General features: G+C 39.6%; 17 protein-coding genes. 5 read left to right on the top strand and 12 right to left on the bottom strand.

The features are described from left to right. Positions 1-3 precede the first annotated feature (3 nt). The gene (locus AC2INI_RS17725; RefSeq protein ID WP_122032726.1) at positions 4-651 is read right to left on the bottom strand and encodes a hypothetical protein; all 648 of its coding nucleotides are present in this window, start codon (positions 649-651) and stop codon (positions 4-6) included. Positions 652-850: 199 nt separating this feature from the next. Here AC2INI_RS17725 and AC2INI_RS17720 point away from each other — a divergent pair, with 199 nt between their 5' ends. Beyond that, positions 851-1,345, top strand: a complete 495-nt coding sequence (locus AC2INI_RS17720) for a GNAT family N-acetyltransferase (RefSeq protein WP_105055832.1) — start codon at positions 851-853, stop codon at positions 1,343-1,345. Between the two features lie 99 nt (positions 1,346-1,444). Here AC2INI_RS17720 and AC2INI_RS17715 read toward each other — a convergent pair whose 3' ends face one another. The 4 genes from AC2INI_RS17715 to AC2INI_RS17700 all read right to left on the bottom strand — a co-directional run bounded on the left by AC2INI_RS17715 (position 1,445) and on the right by AC2INI_RS17700 (position 5,125). Further along, the gene (locus tag AC2INI_RS17715) at positions 1,445-1,714 is read right to left on the bottom strand and encodes a DksA/TraR family C4-type zinc finger protein (RefSeq protein ID WP_300180450.1); all 270 of its coding nucleotides are present in this window, start codon (positions 1,712-1,714) and stop codon (positions 1,445-1,447) included. Positions 1,715-1,891: 177 nt separating this feature from the next. Next, entirely contained in the window at positions 1,892-2,896 is a 1,005-nt protein-coding gene (locus AC2INI_RS17710; protein ID WP_122032724.1) for a glycosyl transferase family protein, read from the bottom strand. 122 nt (positions 2,897-3,018) lie between these two features. Then, the gene (locus tag AC2INI_RS17705) at positions 3,019-4,044 is read right to left on the bottom strand and encodes a DUF2955 domain-containing protein (RefSeq protein WP_122032723.1); all 1,026 of its coding nucleotides are present in this window, start codon (positions 4,042-4,044) and stop codon (positions 3,019-3,021) included. Between the two features lie 13 nt (positions 4,045-4,057). Then, entirely contained in the window at positions 4,058-5,125 is a 1,068-nt protein-coding gene (locus AC2INI_RS17700) for an HlyD family secretion protein (RefSeq protein ID WP_486305877.1), read from the bottom strand. A 115-nt stretch (positions 5,126-5,240) separates the two neighbouring features. Here AC2INI_RS17700 and AC2INI_RS17695 point away from each other — a divergent pair, with 115 nt between their 5' ends. Then, positions 5,241-6,122: a LysR family transcriptional regulator gene (locus tag AC2INI_RS17695; protein WP_486305876.1), complete on the top strand. Its 882-nt coding sequence runs from the start codon at positions 5,241-5,243 to the stop codon at positions 6,120-6,122. A 74-nt stretch (positions 6,123-6,196) separates the two neighbouring features. Here AC2INI_RS17695 and bioD read toward each other — a convergent pair whose 3' ends face one another. From bioD to bioB, 4 genes are read right to left on the bottom strand one after another with little or no spacing between them, the layout of a single operon-like run. Then, entirely contained in the window at positions 6,197-6,877 is a 681-nt protein-coding gene (gene bioD / locus AC2INI_RS17690; protein WP_486305875.1) for a dethiobiotin synthase, read from the bottom strand. Further along, positions 6,870-7,691, bottom strand: coding sequence for a malonyl-ACP O-methyltransferase BioC (gene bioC, locus AC2INI_RS17685; RefSeq protein WP_486305874.1), 822 nt, complete (start codon positions 7,689-7,691; stop codon positions 6,870-6,872). The genes bioD and bioC overlap by 8 nt, the downstream gene beginning before the upstream one ends. Positions 7,692-7,698: 7 nt before the next feature. Beyond that, positions 7,699-8,850, bottom strand: coding sequence for an 8-amino-7-oxononanoate synthase (bioF, locus tag AC2INI_RS17680; RefSeq protein WP_486305873.1), 1,152 nt, complete (start codon positions 8,848-8,850; stop codon positions 7,699-7,701). Further along, entirely contained in the window at positions 8,834-9,886 is a 1,053-nt protein-coding gene (gene bioB / locus AC2INI_RS17675; RefSeq protein WP_300178068.1) for a biotin synthase BioB, read from the bottom strand. Before bioB ends, bioF begins: the two co-directional genes overlap by 17 nt. 160 nt (positions 9,887-10,046) lie before the next feature. Between bioB and bioA the strand changes: the two genes are divergently transcribed. After that, a complete protein-coding gene (bioA, locus tag AC2INI_RS17670; protein WP_486305872.1) occupies positions 10,047-11,327 on the top strand; it encodes an adenosylmethionine--8-amino-7-oxononanoate transaminase in 1,281 nt (426 codons plus the stop codon). 91 nt (positions 11,328-11,418) lie between these two features. Here the strand turns inward: bioA and AC2INI_RS17665 are convergent, their stop codons facing one another. The 3 genes from AC2INI_RS17665 to tyrR all read right to left on the bottom strand — a co-directional run bounded on the left by AC2INI_RS17665 (position 11,419) and on the right by tyrR (position 13,872). After that, positions 11,419-11,631, bottom strand: coding sequence for a hypothetical protein (locus AC2INI_RS17665; RefSeq protein ID WP_122032716.1), 213 nt, complete (start codon positions 11,629-11,631; stop codon positions 11,419-11,421). Between the two features lie 126 nt (positions 11,632-11,757). Next, a complete protein-coding gene (gene rimJ, locus AC2INI_RS17660) occupies positions 11,758-12,315 on the bottom strand; it encodes a ribosomal protein S5-alanine N-acetyltransferase (RefSeq protein ID WP_122032715.1) in 558 nt (185 codons plus the stop codon). Between the two features lie 9 nt (positions 12,316-12,324). Next, a complete protein-coding gene (gene tyrR, locus AC2INI_RS17655) occupies positions 12,325-13,872 on the bottom strand; it encodes a transcriptional regulator TyrR (RefSeq protein WP_486305871.1) in 1,548 nt (515 codons plus the stop codon). A gap of 150 nt (positions 13,873-14,022) precedes the next feature. On the opposite strand from tyrR, the gene AC2INI_RS17650 reads away from it, so the two are divergent. Together AC2INI_RS17650 and phrB are read left to right on the top strand one after the other, a co-directional pair. Then, on the top strand, positions 14,023-14,967 hold the full coding sequence (locus tag AC2INI_RS17650; RefSeq protein ID WP_122032713.1) for a YbgA family protein: 945 nt from the start codon (positions 14,023-14,025) through the stop codon (positions 14,965-14,967). Beyond that, on the top strand, positions 14,957-16,402 hold the full coding sequence (gene phrB, locus AC2INI_RS17645) for a deoxyribodipyrimidine photo-lyase (RefSeq protein ID WP_486305870.1): 1,446 nt from the start codon (positions 14,957-14,959) through the stop codon (positions 16,400-16,402). Before AC2INI_RS17650 ends, phrB begins: the two co-directional genes overlap by 11 nt. Positions 16,403-16,412: the final 10 nt, after the last annotated feature.

Raw genomic sequence — 16,412 nt, 5'->3', positions numbered from 1 at the left:
CTCCTAATTTTTAGCACTAATAAGTGCTTGTGCTTTTATTGATTCAGGGTGATTTTTATCTCGCTCAATCATGACTGCTATCCATTGATTTGATTGATTTATATCATCAGCACGAAGCGCTGCTTGCACTGCATAACCATATACCCAAGCAGTGGCTTGATAAGGTTGCTGTTGAAAATCAGGTTCAGATAAAAGAGCTAAATAAAGATCATAGCCGCGCTCAAAATGATTAAACATATCAGGCAATTGTGAATAAGTTGCTGCCGCTAAAGCACGGGTGAGATAAGAATTAGGAAGACCAGACACAACGGGTTGATCTTCAATTGGAGTGGTTTCCGTAGCAAGTAGATTTAGACCTTTGCCAATTTTAGCTAACCCTTGTTCAACGTATTTCATTGCTGTCCAAGGCATCATTGCATCTCGGCCTTTTAGAGTTTCTGCGCTGCCAAGATAAACGAGTGTTAATGGCGTTGCACCTTCAGTTTGAATCAATTGTTCAAAACGTTCATAAGCTGATTCAACAAGATCTTCATCGCCTGCTGCCGCTTGGTTATATACCGCAATATCTTTATCCGTTAATGCCGCCTGCGTGGAGAAAGTCATCACACTCATTAATAAGCTAAATACTAGTGTCGTTAATTTATGTTTCATTAGGTTGGCCTTAGTTAATCTGTGGTCCTTTTTGATGTTTACAGATTAGCTAAGGTAAAAATGAAAAACAGGAAGATGCGACGAATGGTAAATAACAGGAATAAACGGTAATTATTAGATTCAAATGGGATCAGTGCTTGTCATCGAAGATGATTCTGGTTAAGTTAAGTGTATGTTTATTAGGCAAAGGATGCAGGTAATGGAAATAATAATTCGCCCAACAGAATTAAAAGACATTGATGGTTTATGTGAGTTGTATAATCAACCACAAGCTCAGGCGCAAACACTTCAACTGCCACTCCCATCTCCTGCTCTCTGGGAAAAACGCATTTCAAGCAAACCTGATAACGTCTATAGCTATGTTGCCCTTATTGATAACAAGGTTGTAGGTAATATTGGTTTTGAACAAGTGACACATCCTAGGACTCGTCATGTTGCTCATTTTGGAATGGGCGTTCACGATGATTATCATGGACGTGGTATTGGTAGTAAGCTAATTGAAACCGTTTTAGAACTTGCTGATAATTGGCTTAATGTTCGCCGTATTGAGATTGACGCGTTTGTAGATAACCACGCGGCGCTTTCTCTATATAAAAAATTCGGGTTTGTGATTGAAGGTGAAGCAATTGATTCTGCGTTTAGACAGGGTGAGTACGTAAATACCTATTTCTTGGCACGTATCAATCGTAAATAGCCTCTCTTTTTTTATTCAAAACCATTTCTCAGTAATAGTATGGCGAAATATGATACTTCGCCATTATTATACCAATGCAGATCTAGACAGTAACCATTGCTATCGTAATTGACTGTCTTTACTTGCTCTACGGTTGTAAGCACTGAATGCTTTTTCACGTGTATCTTCTTTAGATTGACATTCCACACACAACTCAACGCCGGGGATGATTTTACGTCGACCTTCAGGGATCAACTCACCACATTCAAGACAATAATCTGTCTCATTATGTTCATGGTTAAGGTGTGCTCTCGCACGATTAATTGCATCAGTAACTGTGGCATCAATTTGTTCTTGTACGCCACCATCTCTTGTAAATCCATTAGCCATAATGGTCTCCAAATATATGATTGACTAGGAGAACATTATCGATTATTAACTGTGTTTTGATAATAGAGCTAAATGTGAATTACTATTACACTGATGTAATAAACTAAATTATTATAATTATAAAAAAGCCGCAACGATAAAGTTACGGCTTAACAGATTCATTTGCTTAATAAAGAGTTAATCGAGTGTGTTTACATACTCTTCCCAATATTGAGTAGCAAGCTTAATCGCCTCTGCTCTTGGATAGTTCTCTTCACGTTTATTTGCCCATAAAACATTAGCGACATTAAAAATAACGGTGTTCGCCATTAGCTGTAACTGCTCGGGTTTAGTCCCTAACAAACAAATTTGAGGGATTGGTAAATCTTCAATTAATGCCTCTTCCCAATACAGCTCTTCACATACCCCTTTTGATGCACACCATAGAGACTGGCTAACTTTAGGATTAAATTCAGATTCTCCGCCCATGCCTTTAAAGCACAGTGCCAATTCTGAGCAATCTTCTGTCGCTTGTTGTAAACGAGATTCAGCTTCACCGTGTAATTGTGGTAAACCTGGATGAAAGCTTCCACGTAATGAAATTGGAGCTGATGCCGGGTTTAACATACGCGCACAGGTATTCGCAGGGGTACGCAGACCATACTCATGTTGCCATAACAGCATGGTTTCTACTTGAGGGGCGTAAACCGATAGCGGTAAATATGCGATATTACCCTCATCTAATGCTTTTTGTGTCTCTGCAATACTTGAACAGCGAGGGATATTTAGTTTATCAATCACTTGAGATACGTGTTCACGTGTGCTGCCCAGCTGTAAGTGGCCATGAAGTAATACTCTAAATCCTTTGTTCGCTAGAATTTGTGCTGCGTATAACTGCCATGATGGACCTTGAACCTGACGCTTACCGGCAAAACACGCCCAATCAATACCAACGTTAAGCTCTTTTAGCTCTGGCGTTTGTTCGTTACGAATAAATTCACGAATAGCAGTGGTAAAGCCGCTGATCTCCTCAACCGTTTCGTTTTGAACTCGGATAAGCATCATCAGCATTGCCATTTTGTCACTAGAGACTTCACCGGCAAGATATTCTTTCATTACTTGATAAGCTTGATCAAAACTAAGTGGCTTACGGCTTCGCTCACCACGACCAACGGTTCTAATGCATTCTATAATTGAGCTCATGACTGTCCTTGTTATTTCTTTATAATTTTCAACTACACAGACGTTATCACATAAACAAAAAAAGCCAAGAGGTTCGTAACAATGTACCAACCTCTTGGCTTATTATCTAATAATTCAAATTGTTAGTGAGCCTTTTCTTCTCGCTCAACCCCTCGGAAAAAGACAGGAAACTGTTTAATTAACCGATAGCAGACCCAAATTAATATGCTGGTTATAATCACCGCCACCACAATAGATGATACTCGGTATAAAATAGCAAAAAATGCATCTTTTTGGCCGGGGATCACGCCTGTTATTGGAATGGTTAAGGCCGCCATTGCTGAGAATCCAACTCCCTTCATGATTGGATTTTCACTGGCTAACCATTTACAGAAATAGCCTGAGGCAATTGCAAAACTTAGAATGTATAAAATTGGATTATCATACAGATCATAAAGTATCAATTGCATCGCCATCGCAGCTAAACAGCCTAAGATAGTCCCTACGATACGAATTCGAGCCATCATCAATGAGCCAACGAGTGTCATTGGAGAGAGCATGATAAGCATTGAAGCTTGGGCTGATAATGAATCATTTAATGTACCGATTTCAAATATCAAAAATACAATCATAGCAACCATCCAGCCCAATGCCGTTTGTTCTAGCATCTCTCGTGGATCTTTGCTCTCGCCTTCTACTTTTAAAATCGGTGCATTACTGTCAATAGGATCAGGAAACAGATAGAAAGCTAAAGCACAAATAGGGATCACCATAATGGCTGCAACCCACGCCCCTACAATGAAGTTTTCTAAATCAAATGTCACATACGATCCAAAATTCAATAAAATTGAACCTACTAATAAGCCAGTGTAGCCGAATAAGTAACTCGCTTTATAGTGCATTGCGTGGCATTTAAATAGCAGCATAATGCCAACAGCTACGGTCATCAATAGTGGATATGGTTGTAAAAAACCGACAATTAATACCACTTGAATACTCACCCAAACGACACTGACAACCAACTGGATGAACATTCCCCAATTCCAACGATTCAGGTTAGATAAAATAAACAGTGGTAGCAGAGTTCCGAACATACCGTTTGACCAACCAAATACCGTACACATTGCAAAGCCTAGAACACAACCAAACCATATCCGTAATGCTTTCATATCAACATTCCACCTAGTATATGTAATGTAGATAGCTGATCATGGTAATTAAGCTATGACCAATGTAATCAATGACGGCATTGCCTGACGTATAAATAATAACGGTTGCTCGCGAGCCAACAAATAATCGTGGTGAAATAGCCTCTTCGCTAATTAAATTCACTCGTACACGTTGGGCATCACGAACCCAGCGATTACTGACTTCTACGCTGCTCAATTGACCATTGGCTTTTTGTTGGGCAGAAGCAACCCCATAATCGCGGCTCTCTACCAATAATGGAAACACTTCACCCGGCAGTGCATCATAAGCCACTTCAGCATACATTCCTTTATTCATCTCTGAAGTCGCTTTCTCACGATAATCTGCGGAGATCCACAGTGAATCGGTTGGAATAAACGTCAGTAATGGCTGATTAGCATTGGCAAACAAACCGACATGCAACTGCATATTGGTAATTATCCCCTCACTTTGCGCTATTACTTGAGTATTTTCTAAATTCAGCAACGCTTGTTTTAAGGCATTTTTTGCAGAAAGTACGGCACTACTTTGGCCATCTCCTTTACCTAGTTTAACTTCCAATGCGTGTAACTTTTGCTTTGAAGCCATAAAATTGGCAGCGGCTTGGTCACGCTTAGTGACAGCAGAATCTAAGCCTGATGCTGATACTGCCCCTGATTTGGCTAGTCGCTTAATACGGTGATATTCACGGTTCGCATTATCTGCCGTTACTTGAGTCGTTTTAACATTTGAGCGTGCCGCTTCGATATCCGCCACTAATGACGCTTCTTGCTCTCTTGCTTGAGCTAATCCAATTTCGGCTTTTTGAACGGCCAATTGATATTTTTCATCATCAATCTTAAACAGTAACTCGCCCTGCTTAACTAATTGATTATTTGTGTGATTAACTTCAACTACTCGACCAGACACTTCTGGTGATATTTGAACCACAAAGCCTTGCACCTTACTTTGGGTCGTTAACGGCGTTAATCTATCTGCCATCACTAAATAAGCAGTAACGAGAAGAAATAATACGATTAGGATACGCATCCATTGTTTGAATTTTTGCTCTGCAGCTTGCATAGAAGTTCTCAATAAAGTCAAAGTTGCTGTGATCTGGTTCTCATTATAGTGCGTGATTTTATTTCGAATAGATGGCAAAATAGCTCACATATGACCTAATAACAGGACAATAGATATGAGTCACCATCCAGAAAGCACCGTTTCATTTGATGATATTTACCTATTTGTTCTTATTGTTAGGCACAAGGGGATTAGCTCTGCCGCGCAATTTGCAGGATTACAGCGTTCAAAAGTCAGCCGTCGACTGCAAGAATTGGAAAAAGCCCTTGGCCATCAATTACTCATCAGAACGACAAGAGCGATTGAATTAACCCAGCAAGGAAAATGGCTATATGAGCAAACCTCGAATCCAGTCAATACCCTAGTGGATGCGAGCCGATTAATGAGAGAGCACCACTTAACACCAAGAGGTAGATTAAAAGTAGCTATCCCACCAGCCCTAGGAATGACCGAGATTTTCTCCCAGCTAATTGAACAGTATATGAAGGAGTATGCAGAGGTTAAATTGGAGATTGAGCATCATGTTCAATCGTTGGATCTTCGTCGTGAAAATGTTGATCTACAAATTCTACCTAGCTACATCGAACCTTTGCATGATGACTATATTCAACAACGCTTAATTCAAATTCCTTATAGCATGGTTGCTTCTTCTGAATATTTAGCGCTTAACGGATGCCCTGATAATGTGGCTCAGTTAAATGACTTTCATCTGCTTGCTAGCCGTTATAATAAAAGCTTGCTCCCTCAAGGACTTGATTATCAATTATTTAGTGATGATCTTAATCTACTTCAACGATTAGCCCTGTCAGGTAAAGGCATTGCTCTTCTGCCTTCGATCTTAATTGAAGATAAAATCAAAAATGGCCAACTCATTGAGGTCTTACCAAGAACCTCTTTTACTGATTTGACCATTACTTTAGTTTATCCAACACCCAGTTATTTACCTGAAAAAACGCGGGCGATGGTGGCCTTATTTAGAGAAACGTTTTCTAATTAACGTCAATAAAAAAGCCAACATCATGAAAGATATTGGCTTTGTTGTCTCTTAACTATTTTTTGTAACTATAGAAATTAAGCTTCTAACACATCTAAATTAATGTACTTACCCATATTTTTACGCTTAACACTTGGCATATATGGGATCTCGCCTAATTTTGGTGCTGGCATTTTATCTTCCAACATCGCGATAATCTCAGCATAATTTTCAGTACCTGGGTTTACTCGGTTTGCTACCCAACCAATGATCTCTAAACCATCATGTTGAATCGCTTCTGCCGTTAACATTGTATGACTTAAACAGCCCAATTTAATGCCTACTACTAATACAACTGGCAATTTCTCTTGTTTAACCCAAGTTGATAGGCAATCATCTTTAGAAACAGGGACACGCCAACCACCAGCGCCCTCAACTAATACTACGTCTGACTTAGCTTTTAATGCCGCTAAGCCTTGTGAAAGAACAGAATAATCAATTACAACATTCTCAGCTTTTGCTGCAATGTGTGGCGATGCAGGCAATAACAATGCGTATGGGTTTACTTCTTCATAACTTAATTCAACATTGGCTACAGAGCGTAAATGGATTGCATCAGAGTTTTGGACGCCTTCACCTTTGTCTTCAGATCCTGCTGCTACAGGTTTATATGCGGCTGTATTTAGCCCTTTCATATTTAATGCATCTAAAATCGCTTTAGAAGAAACGGTTTTACCTACATCGGTATCTGTACCTGCAACAAAAAATGCATCAATCATTACTTATAACTCCAAAGCCTACCTGATAAGTAGCAGGTAACTTATTAAATTCATTCTTAAAAATTTGATACGCTTCTTCTACTGCTAATAGCTTTTCTTTACTCAATAAACCTGAGTGGCGACCATTAGGTAAATGCGTTGCTCCAATTCCTTTTAAATCTTTCATCAAAGCAAGAGCAGAAGAATACGTCATCTCGACTGGCGTGCAGTCTAGTGTAAAATTCTTACTGTCAGATTGCGCTAACGCAAGGTTTACCATAGATGAGGTAATAAAATCGTTAACATGTTGATATGAATCAACCTTTGACCACGCTTTTTTTAACTCAAACAGTGAGCCATTTAACAAAGTTGAAAATATAACCTTGCTTTTATTATGGGTAATTCGATTCATTTCAGCTAGCGGTACGGATAAATCCTGACACCACTGCAGTGCTAAACTAGAAATAACTACATCAAATTCATTGTTCTTAAACGGTAAATGCTCAGCATCCCCTTGAACATAACTGATGTTTATTTCACCACAACGCTCTTTGGCTTTATCTAACATTGATTGAGACAGATCAAACGCCACCACTGTTGCACCGCGCTTCAACAGTTGTTCACTGCAATAACCCGTTCCACAACCGACATCGACGATACGCAGTCCTGACAGATCTTGAGGTAAGTAAGATAATAAGGTATCCGCCACCTGACGCTGAAATTCAGCAGAGCGATCATACGTATTCGCCGCCTTACTAAACGCGGCTTGAATGGCTTGTTTCTCTTGGCTTGGTGTCCAATGTGAGGTTTCTATGGCGACCGCTTGATTAACCATAACTCCATCATCCTAATTCTGTTATTGCTTGTGTAAGCTGTGTAATGTCTTGTTGCGAGTGATTGGCACTTAACGTAATTCTTAACCTCGCAGTTCCTGTTGGCACGGTAGGTGGACGAATGGCAGTTGTCCACAGTCCTTGATTTTTAAGTGCGGCAGAGACATTCATTGCTTTATCGGCTTCACCAATAATAATCGGTTTTATCGGTGTGTCTGTTTTCACCGATCCTGAAAAACCAGTTAATTCTGATTCAAATTGTTGATTTAATTCTTTGAGCTTTTCACGTCGCCACTCTTGTTGCTGGATCATCAATAAGGCATGAGACAAGGCATGAGCTTGAGCAGGAGGCATTGCTGTTGAATAGACATGATGACGAGCAAATTGCACTAAGTAATCACCACATTCTTGATTACATAACACCGCAGCACCCGATAAACCAAACCCTTTACCAAACGTGACGACTAAAATGTCTGGCGTTACTTGATAAAAATCACAACACCCTCGACCATTGTTACCTAACACGCCACATCCGTGGGCATCATCCACCATTAACCACGCATTATTTTCTTTGGTTACTTTGGCAATATCTGACAGTGGTGATAAATCCCCATCCATACTAAAAACCCCTTCGGTGACGACCAAAGAAAGTGAATGATCAGACGCAGTTAATAATTTGGTTAGGTGAGATATATCATTATGTTTAAAGCGTTTCATCGTCGCAGGTGACAATATACCCGCTTCCATTAACGAGGCATGATTAAGTTTGTCTTGCAGCAAGGTATTGCCTTTTTCTAATAATGAAAAAAGCACCGCTTGATTAGCACTAAAACCTGAGTTAAACAGTAATGCGCAATCAAACCCAAGCCATTCAGCCAGTTGAGATTCCAAATCGGCATGAGGTTTTGAGTAGCCAGTCACTAATGGCGAAGCACCACTACCACAACCATATAAAGATAAGCCTTGTTGCCACGCTTGAGTTAACTCTTTACTGCCAGCAAGACCAAGATAATCATTACCTGAAAAGTTAATGTAAGATTGACCATCCACCACTAATCGAGATTGATTACCTTGCTCTATTACCGTTCGAGAACGATTCAGCCCCGCTTGCTTACGTTGAGTAAGTGCGGAGCTAATACGTTGATTAAACGCTTGCTTCATAAAATAAATCGTTTTTTTCAGGACGAGAAGCGACACGTTCAGCAACGCGGTCTAACAATTCATGTTCTTGAACCACATCTGGTTTCTGTGCTATTTGCTGGCTGTTTACACCTAATTTTTTAAACAGTTGCATATCACTGTCTTCATCTGGGTTTGGTGTCGTCAGTAGTTTACAACCATAAAATACCGAGTTAGCACCCGCCATAAAGCATAAGGCTTGCATCTGCTCATTCATGCTTTCACGACCTGCAGATAAACGTACGGCAGACTCAGGCATCATGATACGAGCAACCGCAATCAAACGGATAAAATCAAATGGGTCAACGTCTTCAGCATCCTCTAATGGAGTGCCTTTTACTTTTACCAGCATATTGACAGGAACAGACTCAGGATGCTGAGGAAGGTTCGCTAATTCAACAAATAGGCCGGCACGATCACTGTCACTTTCGCCCATGCCGATAATGCCACCAGAACAGATCTTCATTCCGGCATCACGAACATGAGATAACGTATCTAAACGATCTTGATACGTTCGTGTCGTAATAATGCTGCCGTAAAACTCTGGAGAGGTATCTAAATTATGGTTGTAATAATCTAACCCTGCGCCTGATAATTCATCCGCTTGATCTGAGGTGATCATCCCTAACGTCATACACGTCTCAAGACCCATCTCTTTGACGCCTTTGATCATATCTAGCAGATAAGGCATATCACGTTCTTTTGGATTTTTCCAAGCAGCGCCCATACAGAAACGGGTTGAACCTGAGTTCTTCGCTTTTTTCGCAGCATCCAAAACGCTTTCTACTTCCATCAAGCGTTCACGATCAACGTCAGTGCGGTAATGAGCACTTTGAGGGCAATATTTACAATCTTCAGGACAAGCGCCCGTTTTAATTGATAGCAGTGTACTTACTTGTACATGGTTTGTTTGTTGATACTTACGATGTACTAATTGAGCATCAAAGATTAAATCCATAAACGGCTTATCCATCAACGCCTGTACTTCTGCTACTGTCCAGTTATGTCTCACTTCCACGTGTAAATTCCTTTCGTTAACATGCTATAACCATTGCTATTGCTAAGATCCGACCACTTTTGATTGTGCTTTTTGGTCTCTATTTATACTTGGCTAGTCTACGGTTAAACGATACACTGTCAACCTTAATGGATAGATAAAGTTTACAACTGGTGAATAAATGAACAATAGCATCGACTTGGATTTTGACCATCAACACATTTGGCATCCCTACACATCTACAATTAATCCGCTTTCTTGCTACCCTGTCACTCACGCGAATGGAGTTAATCTCTATTTAGAAAATGGGGCGGAATTGGTTGATGGAATGTCTTCTTGGTGGTCTACCATTCACGGTTACTGTCATCCTCACCTTAATCAAGCGCTTAAAGATCAAACCGATAAAATGGCACACGTGATGTTTGGTGGTATTACTCATCAACCTGCGGTTGATCTATGTAAAAAGTTAGTTGAACTAAGCCCTTCTCGATTAGAGCAAGTCTTTTTAGCCGATTCTGGCTCAGTCGCGGTTGAAGTTAGTTTAAAAATGGCTCTGCAATATTGGCACGCCAAAGGACAACCACGCTCAAAATTCGTGACGGTTAGACATGGATACCATGGTGATACCTTTGCCGCGATGTCGGTAACCGATCCCGATAATTCAATGCACGGTCTATATAAAGGTTTTTTACCAGAACATCTATTTGTTGAATCTCCGACCAGTAAATTTGGTGGTGAATGGAACCCTGAAGATATTCTTCCTTTAGAAAAGATGCTGGCCGAACGCCATGAAGAGATCGCCGCTATGATCCTTGAGCCTATTGTTCAGGGCGCTGGCGGAATGCGTTTATACCACCCTCAATATTTAAAAGAAGTCCGCCGTTTGTGTGATGAATATGGCTTACTTCTGATTCTAGATGAGATAGCAACCGGCTTTGGGCGAACAGGAAAGTTATTTGCTTGTGAACACGCCGACATTGAGCCTGACATCATGTGTATTGGTAAGGCGCTTACTGGCGGCTATATGACATTATCTGCAACACTCACCAGCAAAGTTGTTGCTGATACAGTATGCAGTGGAGACGCCGGCTGCTTTATGCATGGACCAACCTTTATGGGAAATCCATTGGCCTGTGCCGTAGCCAATGCTAGTTTAGAATTGATCCAACAAAATCATTGGCAGACTCAAACTAAACAGATTGAAACCTGCTTTTCAGAATTACTGCCTCAACTTAAAAAACACGATGTAGTTGCCGATGTTCGATGGCTTGGCGCGATAGGCGTTGTGGAATTAACCACGCCTGTTGAGATGGAAAAAATACAAGCACACTTTGTCGAGCAAGGGGTTTGGATACGACCATTTGGTAAGTTAATTTATATGATGCCGCCGTTTATTTCGCAGCCTGAACACATTACTAAATTGGTTAATGCTATTGATAGTGCGTTAAATGAACTCTTCTAACTCAATGTAATTGTTCAATACTAGGCACAAAAAAACCGATATCTCCAAAGAGTTATCGGTTTTTTTTATTCAACGATTTGCTAAATTCGTGCTACTTTTTTACTTTCGGTTCGTTAGTGAAATCATCTTCTACTAACTTATAAATAATAAAAATAGCCAGCTCTAAGAATGCTGTCAGCACCAAGCTCATGATCACATAGCGCTCACTGAAAATACCAATACCATGCAACACAGTTGATTGAATAACAAATGCACCAACAACACCTAAAATCAGCAACTGTAAAAATTTAATAAACTTCAGCATTTAAATTCCTTCTTTATTATCATTGTCTTAAAAACCATCTTTATAGAGTACACCAATTAAACGACTTCTCTATGCTAACTTTCAATTTAAACTATTCTTTCTTATATTTATGCCACAAAAATAGAGTTATTCTGGTACCCAATGGCTATTTATCTTAGAAGTCAGAATATGATCTTCCCAAGCTCCGTTAATATAAAGGTAGTCTTTCGCCTCTCCTTCTTTAACGAAACCCAGTGCCGATAACACATTGCCACTTTTTTTATTGTGTGGAATATACGCAGCCATAATTCGATGAAGATGCTGAACTGAAAACATCCAATCTACGGTATGTTCTAGCGCTCGCTGCATAATCCCATTACCTTGATAATGTTCATCAAGAGAGTAGCCAACATGACCGGCATGAAACGGAAAGCGAGTAATATTACTAAAGCTCACCGACCCCATAATTTTCTTCTCTTGAGTATCAAAAATCACAAAATAGAAAGCTAAATTATGCTTATGTAACTCAACCAATTGCAACAAACGTTGCTTCCAACCTTCAGCGGTAAAGAAGGAATTCGCGCGCTTAGGCTCCCATGGTTCTAAATGGTGCCGATTGCGCATAAAATAATTGGCAATCATCACAGAGTCACTGCTTTTAATTAAACGAACTTGGTAATGGTCAAACTCAAAATGCACATCCATGTCGTTCCCCTACTTCTTACCTATTCCGTAGTCTCGCAACTTATTCGCTATTGCGGTATGCGAAACACCTAATCGTTTTGCTAATTTACGACTGGATGGGAACTCACCGTATAATCCAGTTAGGATCATTGATTCATACGATTTCATGATCTCATCAAGTGTGCCATCTACATTAATATCCATCATATTTGCTGCTTTAGCATCTGATATTGGCAGCATAAAATGTGAGGTATTCAATTGGTTTCTATCCATTTGAGTTAACGCTTTTAGTGTCGAACTCTTTAATTGGCGTACATTTCCCGGCCATGAATAACTGCGTAAATACTCATACACATCTTCTGAAATAGATGGCTTAACAATACCTAACTCTTTGCATAACTGAGCCACAAAAAACTCAAACAAAGTAGCAATATCAGAAGGACGCTCACGCAGTGGTGGGATCTCCAAAAATAATACGTTTAAACGATAATAAAGATCTTCTCTGAATACGCCTTGTTCCACTAATTCTAGTAGTTCCTTCTTACTTGCGCCAATGATCCCAACATCAACATGGATCTCTTTCTCTTCACCCACTCGACGAAAGTTACCATCTTGAATAAAACGTAACAGTTTGATTTGCAACAGTGGGCTCATTTCACTGATCTCATCAAAGAAGACCGTACCGCCGTCCGCTTGCTCAATGATCCCTTTTTTACCTTCTGGCATATTAGGGAATGCTCCTGGAGCGTAGCCAAATAATTCCGTCTCAGCGACATCATCAGGCATGGCTGCACAGTTAACCACCATGAAGGCTTTTCCTGAACGGATAGATGCATTGTGACAAGCACGCGCTAACATCTCTTTACCAGTGCCTGTTTCACCTTGGATCAATAATGATTGATCAATATCTGATAATTTCTTCGCTTGTGAGATCAAGGTTTTATATTTAGTCGAAGAACCTACAAAATGCTCAAAGCCAAGATTAGAGGCTTCAGGAATAAATGGACGAGCTAATTTTGAATCCATTGCAGGTTTGATGATCACCACTGCGCTGGCTAAAATTGAGGCATTATCATCATCGGTAATGTACACCGGCATGATTTCCATTACATAGGTTATATTATCAATTAGCATCGATTCACGCTGGCGAATACGTGACTCTTCAAACCAATTCATCACATTAAAATCAGGCAATAAAGTACTTGCTGGTTGACCCAGTAATGTCTCTTTTTCAATTTTAAATAATGAAGCCACGGCGTGATTTACATGATCAATGGTTCCTTTTAAACCAATAGAGAAAACCGGATCAGGCAAGGTACTTAATACTGCTAATAATTCAGTGTTAATTCGTTCACTTGGTAGGAATGGAATTTTACGAACATCCATAACACCATCAATTCGACGAATTTTAGCCATTAATTGACTGAATTCATCAAATTCTACTTCAGGAAAGTTAAGATAGATTAACCCTGTTTTTTCAATTTCAATATCTCGTAAATCGATATTCTGAGAGGCCAAAATATCAAGTAATTCACGGGTTAGTCCTAATCGATCTTTACATTGCACTTCAAGACGCACAAAAGCTTCCTTAACTAAGATAGGTGTCACAATATGTTTACAGTTAGTTTGCTCGACTACAAAAAAAGAGTCAAGCTGAAGTGATCCAAATAGAGAGTTAATTCGTTTAATTACTCATTGATAATAAAAATAAGCAATGGAGAGTCAATCATGGATATTAAAGTTGGTATAAGTTCCTGTGTTAACGGTGAAAGTGTTCGTTTTGACGGTGGCCATAAAAGCAATAAATTTGCCTCTAAAGTCCTTGCCCCGTACTTTACTTATGTTCCTATTTGTCCAGAAGTTGGTAGTGGTATGTCAGTACCAAGGCCGACAATACGTTTAATCACAAACGAAGAGAGAATTGCCCTTGTTGACTCAAAAGATGCATCTTTAGACTACACTGATTCAATGATCGAATTTTCTCAAAAAACGGTTGATAGACTGAAAGAAACAGAGATGTGTGGTTATATTGTTTGTGCGAATTCGCCAAGCTGTGGCATGGAACGCGTTAAGGTATACAGTAAAAACAGTGCGACAAAAAATGGCGTTGGTCTTTACACTCAAATCCTAATGAAGGAAATGCCTTGGCTGCCAGTAGAAGAAGACGGCCGATTGAGTGACCCTGTACTTAAAGAAAACTTTATTACTCGTGTTTTTTGTTTAAATGACCTGTATAAATCTATGGATGGTGAACCAACCGCGGGGAAAATCATCGCCTTTCACTCTCGTTATAAATACACCCTGATGTCGCACTCAACCGTTGGGTACAAAAACTTAGGTAAATTAGTTGCTAAAGTGGCGGAATATGACATTAATGAGTTTTTTGCAATTTATCGTACACAGCTAATGCAGACAATGGCGATCCGAGCTTCTCGTAAAAACAATACGAATGTATTAATGCACCTACAAGGCTATTTCAAAAAAGAACTTCAATCACCACAAAAGGTTGAATTAGCTCAAATAATCCAAGACTACAATCAAGGGTTATTGCCTTTGCTTTCACCAATTACCTTAATTAAGCATCATTTAGGTATTCATTCCAATGAGTACTTAGCAAAGCAATCTTTCCTTAATCCATATCCTCAAGAACTGAGATTACGATATGGATTATAAACCAACCATGCAATGCGTTTGGTTTCGTACTGATTTAAGAGTGGCCGATAACCCGGCGTTATCTGCTGCTCTTGCAAATCAAGCCCCTACTGTCGCTATTTTTGTAGCTAGTGAATCGCAATGGCAACGACACAATAAAGCCTCAATTCAAATTGATTTGATAAAGAGGCGCTTACTTGAGCTTGAAAAAGAGCTTCACTCATTACATATTCCTTTACTGGTATTATCTTGCCCTTGGTTCAAGGATGTTCCTCCACAACTGCACGGATTATGTAAAGATCTTGGTATATCACATTTATTCGCCAATAAAGAATATGAAGCTGACGAATTATGCCGAGATGCAGATGTTGTAACACAACTCTCTGATGTTCAATGTGCTTTTTATGACGCCAAATGTGCGGTAGAAGTTGGAAAAGTACTGAATAAAACTCATCAGCCTTATAAAGTTTTTACGCCCTTTAAAAAAGCGTGGAGAGAGTACTTTTATCAACACTTTCCAACCATTGAAAAAGTGACCGCTTCAGTTGAATTATCGGCGACACAGTTAAGGTCACTTAAACGTTATCATAACCCTACATTTACTGGCTCTATCAGTAATGAAAGCAAGGCGTGGTTAGTTTCAAATAAAACTATAGTCAATGCTATGCGTCAGTTTTGTCGCGAAAAATCACAACAATATCATGACCAACGAGATTACCCTGCAATTGAAGGGACGAGTCAACTCTCTCCTTATCTAGCTATTGGTGCGATTTCAGCAAAACAGTGTATTTTACGTTTGCACCTAGAGGCAAATAATCAACTAACTCAGGGGCAAGAAATTTGGCTTGATGAATTAATATGGCGAGAGTTCTACACTCATCTACTTCACTTTTATCCATTGCTATCTAAAAACCACGCTTTTTTAAGCTTTGACAAATACATTCAATGGAATAACGACAGAGTAAAATTTGAACAGTGGTGTAAAGGCGATACTGGCTTTCCTATTGTTGATGCTGCAATGAAACAACTCAACAATACCGGTTGGATGCATAATCGCCTGCGAATGATCACCGCCAGTTTTTTAGTCAAAGATTTACACATTGATTGGCGATGGGGCGAACAGTACTTTATGTCAAAACTTATTGATGGTGACTTTGCCTCGAATAATGGCGGTTGGCAATGGTGTGCATCAGTAGGTTGTGACAGTACGCCTTACTTTCGTATATTCAACCCCACCACCCAAAGTGAACGCTTTGATAATAAAGGGATTTTTATCAAACATTGGCTACCTGAATTAACAGCACTAACTGGAAAACTGCTGCATCAGCCCAATAGTAAACCACTATTAAAGCCTGATAATTATGTAGAGCCTATTATTGAACATGCAATACAACGCTTAACAACATTGGATATCTATAAAAACGCCAAAGCTCAAGATGTTGCAAGTAAGTCATAGCAAGTATTAT

The organism is Aliivibrio friggae (genome assembly GCF_057368515.1).
The sequence above is the reverse complement of the archived record's forward strand: the minus strand, read 5'-3'. Positions and strand labels throughout refer to the sequence as shown.